This is a genomic window from Microcystis wesenbergii FACHB-1317 (assembly GCF_014696875.1).
In the GTDB taxonomy this organism is placed as follows: domain Bacteria; phylum Cyanobacteriota; class Cyanobacteriia; order Cyanobacteriales; family Microcystaceae; genus Microcystis; species Microcystis wesenbergii_A.
Genome location: NZ_JACJQV010000068.1, coordinates 1 through 8,168, shown reverse-complemented (window position 1 = coordinate 8,168; position 8,168 = coordinate 1). Strand labels below are relative to the sequence as shown.

The following is an 8,168-nucleotide window of genomic DNA, read 5'->3' as shown; positions in this document are numbered from 1 at the left end:
TTCTCTCAATAACAGAGGGACAGAGGTGGTTAGCTGAACGTTGGGAAAAACTGATAGTTTTATCGACGTAAGAAGCAGAAAAATTAGCTAAATTAACAGGATGTACTCTCAGAAAATTTCAAGAGAGATAGGCTTTTAGTGACTTGGGAACAGGCTTTATCACTTTATTCATAATCAAGATTGGCAGAGGATTAAAGATTAGTTATTGTCACTAACTCTTTTGATTAGAAAAAGATAAACTTGAGAATTTTCATTCAAATTTATTGACTCAAAATTAGCTATACTTAATTTAAATGAATCAACCCTAGGGGTTGGGGGGGTGTTGCCTTTTGACTCTTGCCTCTTGCCTCGTCTCAACAAGCAATTTAAATTACGAACAGCTTATCAGTTATCAGGTGTGAGTTTTTAGTTTACTGTTCACTGATTACTGTTCACTGATTACTGTTCACTGTTTACTCATTACTCATTACTTTTGATTGCTCAGAAATAGTCGTAATTTCAATAAACTGAGAGTTTGACCGAGATTGAGGGGAAGGAGAGAAATGCCTTCTAACCGCGATTGTAACCAACCATCGCCCCAATACCATTCGTGATAGCCATCGATACCTTGACTCAAAAGCAAGCGTAAACACTGGTCATTGGCCGATAAAACCTGATGTTGTACGGGAATTAAACCTAACCAAGAGGTAAAAGTCAAACCTTCCTCTAATTTATCGGGTAGATTGGGTGAGAGCATTTGCGGCCACAGCCATTGACGGAGATGAGCAGTTTTGAGCAAACTATCCCGGATAGCCTGTTTACTGGCCGAGATTTCGATACGCAGCTGACTTTGTTGAAAATTGCCGAACATATGATTGTCTGATAATTTTTGTTAAGTTAGTTAAAGAATAACTAAAAATCGGGACAGCGTTTTCCAAGGATAACAGTAAGTAGTATGGCAGATAAATTAATCCGCGCCACGGCCGCCGATGGGGGAATTAGAGTAGTAGGAGTGATTACCACCCGTTTAACCGAAGAAGCTCGCCAAAGACATCAATTATCTAACGTAGCCAGCGCCGCTCTCGGTCGCACGATGGCATCGGCTTTACTCTTGGCTTCCAGTTTAAAAAAACCCGGTTCTAGGATCAATATTCGCATTAAAGGCGACGGTCCCCTAGGCGGTGTTTTAGTTGATGCTGGACTCGATGGCACGGTGCGCGGTTATGTGGACTGTCCCCAGGTGGAATTACTCCCCAATGCTAAGGGTAAATTAGATGTGGGTCGCGCCGTCGGTAACAAGGGTTATGTGCGAGTCTTACGGGAAGAAAAAGGCGAGGAGAGAAATGAACTTCAAGAAAGCATCGTCGAGATAGTTTCTGGGGAAGTGGGGGAAGATATCGCCTACTATCTAGACCAATCGGAACAAATTCCCTCTGCTTTGCAAGTGGGAGTTTTTGTCGGTACGACCACAGGAGTAACGGCTGCCGGGGGAATTTTATTACAAGTTCTCTCTAAAGAAGCAGCCAGGGATGAGGTCTTGGTGGCTCGTTTAGAGTCGAGATTGCGAAAATTAACGGGATTTACGCCCCTTTTACGGGCAGGAAAAGGACTAGAAGATATTTTTCAGGAACTTCTCGGAGATATGGGTCTAGAAATTTTTCCAGCTGTGCAGATGCTGCGTTTTGATTGTGATTGCTCTTTTGAACGGGCCTTAGGAGCTTTAAAATTCCTCGGGGTCGATGAATTAAAAGACATTATCGAAAAGGATAAACAAGCGGAAGCCATCTGTGAGTTTTGTCGGGAAGTGTATAATGCCAACGAGAGACAATTAATCGAATTAGTCGAGTCTCTACAGGCTGAATCTTGCTGAGAAGTTGGGCAATGAGCGCCATTAGGGTAAAATCTATCTAAAATATCTGCTAGGGAGTCGTGAATGTTTAAAGGAAAAGAATTAACCAAAAATCTAGTCAAACGAGAATCGATTGACTCCCTGACTCGTTGGCCTGAGAAAACTAAGTCTTTTCTTTTTCTCTTTTGGTACCGATACCAGCATCGTTTCACTTGGAAAGTTTGGGCGGCTTTATTTGTGGTGGTCTTTGGCAGTGTTGGCTTTCTCGCCACTTGGCAGTTATTAAATATGCAGAAGTCGCCCAATTGCCCAAAAATCTTCTGGCCTATCGCTTCTGCCTCCCTGCGTCTCTACTGCGCTCAACTTTCCGCCGATAGTCGCACCGTGGCAGGTTTACTCGAGGCAATTGCCCTAGTGGAAGCTTTACCCGATGACCATCCCCTGCGATCGCAAGTTAATCAACAGGTGGAAGAATGGGCGCGAGATATCCTGAATTTGGCTGAAAAAGACTATCAAGCAGGAAATTTAAGGCAAGCGATCGCTAAAGCTCGTCAAATCCCCAGTAATATGGCAGTAGCGGCAATTATTGAAGAAAGAATCGCCAAGTGGCAAGGAACTTGGACGGAAGGCAACGAGATCTTAAGCAAACTAGAGGAAAATCTCCGCGCTTCCAACTGGAATCAATCTTTCCGTCTGGCAGTGGATTTATTGAACTTAAATAACGAATATTGGGCAACGGTTAAGTATAATGAAGCGATCGCTAAAATTACCGTCGCCCGGGAAGATAGCAGTAAATTAGATAATGCCTTTAATCTCTTTGCCCAGGGCGGTCTCGACAATTGGTTGAAAGTCATCGAAGAAGCTAGAAAAATTCAAGCCAGTAGTTATGCCTATCAAGAGGCCCAAAAATTAATCGGGAAAACCGAGGATAAACTGCAAGAATACGCCGAAAGATTAATTGAGCGGAAGCAATGGCAAGCTCTTCGGGATCTGGCTAACCAAACCCCCAAAGACCTCAAAATTAAAGAAGATGTCACCGATTGGTCCCTCTTGTCCGCAGCGGCCTTAGATGCGGAAGCCGGCACGGTGGACGGATTAGAAGCTGGCATCTTGGGACTAGAACAAATCGACCCTTCTCGACCCCTCCATCAAACGGCCCTAGCTATGAGGGAGCGCTGGCAGTTACAGGTACAGGATCTAAAAATACTGTCTGAGGCTAGAGATTTAGCACAAGCAGGTACGATCGAGCAGTATAGTGCCGCTATCGTGAAAGCGGGCGAGGTTCCCCGGACTAATCCCCTCTGGTCGCAAGCACAGCAGGAAATTGGCTCTTGGAATCGTCAAATACAAGTCATTGAAGACCGACCGATTTTAGAACGCGCGCGGGAAATAGCTCTCCCCGGCGATATTAACTCCCTCAGTAACGCTATTATTCAGGCGCGAGCCATCGCTAACAATCGGGTCCTATACAGAGATGCTCAACGGGAAATTGGCGACTGGCAAGCGCGGATTGAACGCATGGAGGATCAACCCATTTTAGATCAGGCTCAAGCTTTGGCCAATCTCAAAGACTATAGCACAGCGATCGAAACTGCCAATCAAATTCCCCCCGGTCGCGCTCTTTCCGGGGAAGCATCCCAAAATATCCGTCGTTGGCGCCGAGAGTTGCGGGCCGGTCAAAATCTCCAGCAGGCTAATCAATTAGCGGCGACGGGAACCGCAGAAGGTTTAACCCGAGCGATTGCTTTAGTTACCAATATTTCCACTCAAACCGACGCGGGTGTGCAACGGAGTGAATTGCTGGAACGTTGGAGTTATCAGCTTTTGTCTTTAGCCACGGCCCAAGCTAATAATGGCCGTTATCTGGAAGCTATTCGCCTTGCTGAATCCGTATCCCCGGAAAGTACCGCCTACAGTTCGGCTCGCTCCCAAATGCAGGGCTGGCGCAATATTCTCCAACCTCCGGCCCCGGCGCCAATAGTTGAATCGACTCCCCTTTCCCCAGAGTCCCCGAGAGAAGCACCAAGTCCGGGTCAATAATCAGTTTTAGAGGCTGTTTTTGCTGTGGATTGCCCCTAAGAAAGTCCCTCATCCCCGGAAAGATGAGAGACTTAACAAATTGCCTAACCGAACTCAATTTAAAATCGATCGAAGTCAATCTAACACGGTTTTTTGCGGTAGAACAGTTTAGCTACCGATGCTAAAAATATCTGTGACATTGGCTCAGAAAAAGTTACTTTTTCCTAACCAAAAATCCTTGACAAGATCGTGTAATTATGCTAGGTTCCATCAAGTCCCCTCCCACCTCTCGGTATCTACTCCCTTGACAGGAAAAAAGCTGTAATGACAAATAATAGCTTTTTAGAGCTATTATCAGGGTTTTATCCCGAGAAAAGTCCCTGTTTACTTGATAAAGAAAACTTGACAAACTTATATAATAATGCTTGGTAGTGAAGCTTCTCAATAATTGATCCCCCATGACTTGGTTATATAAAACCCCCGGCATTCCCGATGAACTGTTTGAACGTTTGCCCGGGATTCCCCTGAGTAAACGCGAGGTGAGATTATTGATGATTTCCGCTTTGAGGTTAGGAGATGGGGGGGTTTTCTGGGATATCGGCGCAGGAACCGGCACTATTCCCGTTGAAATTGGCTTATTATGCCCTAATAGTCCGATTATTGCCATTGAAAGGGATGAAGAAGTGGCCAGTTTAATCCGCCGTAATTGCGATCGCTTTGGGGTTAAAAATGTTACGGTTTTTGAAGGCAGCGCGCCCGATTGTCTGCCCAATATATCCCTAGCACCCGATCGCGTCTGTATCGAGGGCGGCAAACCGATTAAATCAGTCCTGCAAGAAGTGTGGCAATATCTGAAACCCAACGGCCGCATCGTGGCTACGGCCAATAATTTAGAAACCCTCTATCAATTTTCTGAAGGCTTTTCTAATTTACAAGCGCGTAATATCGAGATTGTCCAAGCGGCAGTAAATCGCCTAGAAACTAGGGGTATTCACCAAGTTTTTGCCGCCGTTGATCCCATGTTTATCCTGAGTGGCGATAAACTTTAATTGGGGATAACCTTCCATAAAGTTTTCTTAATCTATATAATTATGACAATGCCGCCTAATTTCTCTGGATTAACCATGCCTTGGCCACGCATTGTCAGCGCTATTTTTGCTATTGCCTTCGCACTGGGAATTATTATCGTTGGGGGTTGGTATTTCACCCTCGGCATTGGTGTTATCGTCTTTTTGGGACAATTAGAGTATTTTCGCTTAGTTCGCGCTAAAGGCATTGAACCGGCAGCTAAAACCACTCTCGTAGTTTCGCAATTATTACTGCTGACGGCAACTATGGCAGCCCCCCTCACCGATGCCATGTTTCCCCTGGCTGGGGCGTTAATTTGTTTTTATCTGCTCTTTCAGCCCAAAATGGCGACAATTGCCGACATTTCCACCTCAATTCTCGGTCTGTTTTACGGTGGTTACTTACCTAGTTATTGGATTCGTTTACGGGTCGGTTTTTCTCCTGAAAGTAATCCTGTGGCCATTGCCAGTAACTTACCCCTGATGGGATATTGGCCGGAATCGTGGATGGAACCGAAATTATTCCCGGCCGCTTTGACGGTGACTTTTCTGGCCTTCGGTTGCATTTGGGCCGCCGATATCGGAGCCTATATCATGGGAAAATGGTTAGGGAAAACTATTTTATCGCTGATTAGTCCCAAAAAAACCGTGGAAGGTTCCTTTTTTGGCATTTTAGGCAGTATAGCGGTGGCCGATTTGGGTGCTTGGTATTTAGATTGGCCCTATTGGCAGCTGACGGGCTTAATTTTGGGCCTATTAATTGGTATTGTCAGTTTATTGGGTGATTTAACCGAATCGATGATGAAACGCGATGCCGGGGTCAAGGATTCCGGGCAGTTAATCCCCGGTCACGGTGGTATCCTCGATCGCACTGATAGTTATGTCTTCACCGCTCCCCTAGTATATTATTTCGTCACTTTACTGCTGCCCTTGTTGCGCTAGTAATTTGTTTCTTCTCCAGTGCTAAATTCAAGATTAAACCCAAATTTGCGATTATGTCAGCAGTCGTCCATCCCCAGGGTAAAGTTTATCTTCTCGGTGCGGGAATCGGTCAGAGCAGTTTTCTCACCCTGCAAGCGCGAGCAATTTTAGCCACGGCCGAGGTTTTGCTCTATGATGCCCTAGTGGATAGTCAAATCTTCTCCCTCGTGCCGAAAACCTGTGTTTTAGTCGATGTTGGCAAACGGGGGGGACAACCTGGGGCCGAGCAACATCAGATTAATCGCATACTGGTTAATTATTGTCAAGAGGGAAAACGGGTTATTCGGCTTAAAAGTGGTGATCCGGGGGTTTTTGGGCGAGTATATCCTGAAATGTTAGCCTTAAAGCAGGCTGGCTGTGATTTTGAACTGATAACCGGTATTTCCTCCGCTTTAGCCGCTCCTTTATTGGCTGGAATTCCCCTGACGGAAAAGGATATTAGTCGCTGTTTTGCGGTCTTGAGCGCTCACGCTCCCGAGTCTCTCGATTGGTCAGCTTTAGCAAAAATTGATACACTGGTACTATTGATGGCTGGTCAGTCTTTAGGGCAAATTATCGAGAAATTATGCGAAAATGGGCGAAATATTCACGAATCGATCGCTATTATCCGTCAGGCGGGACGCAAGGATCAACAAATTTGGCGCGGCACTTTAGAAAATATTCTCGCTCAAACCGCCGGGGTGTCCCTTTCACCCTCTATTATGGTCATTGGTCAAGTTGTGGATCTGGCGATTATGTCCTCTCCCCCACCCCTAGGAGGTAAAACTATTGTTATTACCCGTGCCGCCGAGCAAACGAGTCAATTTAGCGAAATTTTGCAAAATCAAGGCGCAGAAGTCCTAGAAATGCCCGCTTTAGAGATTCGTCCCCCCGACCGTTGGCAAGGTTTAGACGATGCCATCGCTCAGTTAAAAGAGTTTGATTGGCTGATTTTAACGTCTGCCAATGCTGTTAATTTTTTTTTCGATCGCTTGACATTTTGGGGAAAAGATGCTAGGGCTTTAGCGACCGTAAAAATCGCCGTGGTGGGCAAAAAAACCAGCCAAGTTTTGCACTCACGGGGATTAAAAGCGGATTTTATCCCGGGGGATTTTGTCGCCGATGCTTTGGTAAACGAGTTTCCCGACCCGATTAGGGGGCAAAAATTCCTCTTTCCTCGCGTGGAAACGGGAGGGAGGGAGATATTAGTTAAGGAATTAACGGCCAAAGCTGGTCAGGTGACGGAAGTGGCCGCATATTATTCCGGATGTCCCGCACGCATGGATAGTGGCATCTGGGAAGCCTTTCGAGATGGGAAAGTCGATATAGTCACCTTTGCTAGTTCCAAAACCGTCCAGAATTTTTATCGGTTATTGCAACAAGAAACGGCAGAATTATCGGTTAATTCCCTCTTAGAAAAAGTCTGTCTGGCTTCTATCGGTCCGCAAACTTCAAAAACCTGTCAAGAGTTATTTGGTCGTGTTGATATCGAGGCGCGAGAATATACCCTAGAAGGGTTGACTAGCGCTTTAATCGAGTGGAGTAATACCTGACATTCTCATCGCCGTATTTGCGGCGGCCCGGATTGGGAGGATCAAAGCCCCTGATCAAGAAGGATCAAAGCCCCCCTTATCAAGGGGGGTTGGGGGGATCAAACTTGCAATTACTCCACAAACTCCCTCAAAATTACTCAAAACTTCTTGATTAGTAAAAATGAACTTTAGGTGAGTTGCTTACCCAGAGGGCGATTCAGGAATATTTGAGGAGAATTTGCCCTCTCAATTGTTATACCATTTTTCTAAATTCCTGACAGACATAGAGCTTCTAAAATCCAAGACCATCCCGTCAAATACCCGCTCGTGTTATTGGATAGAGAATTTAAAAGATGGTAAAGTTTACTTCTTAAGTTATCAAGGGAGTTAAAATTGCCCCAGGCCAATAGGTTTTTCAAATATAGCCAAACTCTCTCAATTGGATTTACTTCTGGACAATAGGGAGGTTGATAAAATAGGATAATATTATCAGGTATTTCTAGGTCGGTCGCCGTATGTGCGGGAGCATTATCTAATTGAATAATATGTAATTCCTCAGAAAAAGCTTGAGAAAAAAGCGTTAAATATTGATTAAAACATTCCCCATCTAAATGAGAGAATTCATAGAAAAAACTGCTACCTGTTCGAGGTTCTATTAAACCATAGAGCCAGAGATATTGAAAATTATACTGAAAATTACCAAGGGGCTTTATGCCTTTAATTGTTATTTTATCTCTGACAATGGTATGACAGCCGAAGCGA

At 45.0% G+C, this 8,168-nt stretch carries 6 protein-coding genes and 1 pseudogene; 5 read left to right on the top strand and 2 right to left on the bottom strand.

Annotated elements, in window-relative coordinates:
- Positions 1 to 466: 466 nt before the first annotated feature.
- A complete protein-coding gene (locus H6F92_RS03360; protein ID WP_190356787.1) occupies positions 467 to 850 on the bottom strand; it encodes a hypothetical protein in 384 nt (127 codons plus the stop codon).
- Between the two features lie 84 nt (positions 851 to 934).
- Between H6F92_RS03360 and hslO the strand changes: the two genes are divergently transcribed.
- The 5 genes from hslO (at position 935) to cobA (ending at position 7,427) form a co-directional block, all read left to right on the top strand.
- Positions 935 to 1,849: an Hsp33 family molecular chaperone HslO gene (hslO, locus tag H6F92_RS03355; RefSeq protein WP_190356786.1), complete on the top strand. Its 915-nt coding sequence runs from the start codon at positions 935 to 937 to the stop codon at positions 1,847 to 1,849.
- Between the two features lie 63 nt (positions 1,850 to 1,912).
- Positions 1,913 to 3,868 (top strand): chromosome segregation ATPase, encoded by a 1,956-nt coding sequence (locus H6F92_RS03350; protein ID WP_190356785.1) that lies wholly within the window; start codon positions 1,913 to 1,915, stop codon positions 3,866 to 3,868.
- A 437-nt stretch (positions 3,869 to 4,305) separates the two neighbouring features.
- Entirely contained in the window at positions 4,306 to 4,896 is a 591-nt protein-coding gene (gene cbiT / locus H6F92_RS03345) for a precorrin-6Y C5,15-methyltransferase subunit CbiT (protein ID WP_002732225.1), read from the top strand.
- Positions 4,897 to 4,938: 42 nt separating this feature from the next.
- Positions 4,939 to 5,856 (top strand): phosphatidate cytidylyltransferase, encoded by a 918-nt coding sequence (locus tag H6F92_RS03340; protein WP_190356784.1) that lies wholly within the window; start codon positions 4,939 to 4,941, stop codon positions 5,854 to 5,856.
- Between the two features lie 53 nt (positions 5,857 to 5,909).
- Positions 5,910 to 7,427: a uroporphyrinogen-III C-methyltransferase gene (cobA, locus tag H6F92_RS03335; protein WP_190356783.1), complete on the top strand. Its 1,518-nt coding sequence runs from the start codon at positions 5,910 to 5,912 to the stop codon at positions 7,425 to 7,427.
- Positions 7,428 to 7,672: 245 nt separating this feature from the next.
- Here cobA and H6F92_RS03330 read toward each other — a convergent pair.
- A pseudogene (locus tag H6F92_RS03330) lies at positions 7,673 to 8,168 on the bottom strand (IS630-like element ISMae27 family transposase); the annotation flags it as partial.

Excerpts from the sequence above, each read along its gene's own strand:
- H6F92_RS03340 (WP_190356784.1), top strand. The coding sequence starts at position 4,939 with ATGACAATGCCGCCTAATTTCTCTGGATTAACCATGCCTTGGCCACGC.
- H6F92_RS03350 (WP_190356785.1), top strand. The coding sequence starts at position 1,913 with ATGTTTAAAGGAAAAGAATTAACCAAAAATCTAGTCAAACGAGAATCG.
- cbiT (WP_002732225.1), top strand. The coding sequence starts at position 4,306 with ATGACTTGGTTATATAAAACCCCCGGCATTCCCGATGAACTGTTTGAA.
- hslO (WP_190356786.1), top strand. The coding sequence starts at position 935 with ATGGCAGATAAATTAATCCGCGCCACGGCCGCCGATGGGGGAATTAGA.
- cobA (WP_190356783.1), top strand. The coding sequence starts at position 5,910 with ATGTCAGCAGTCGTCCATCCCCAGGGTAAAGTTTATCTTCTCGGTGCG.
- H6F92_RS03360 (WP_190356787.1), bottom strand. The coding sequence starts at position 850 with ATGTTCGGCAATTTTCAACAAAGTCAGCTGCGTATCGAAATCTCGGCC.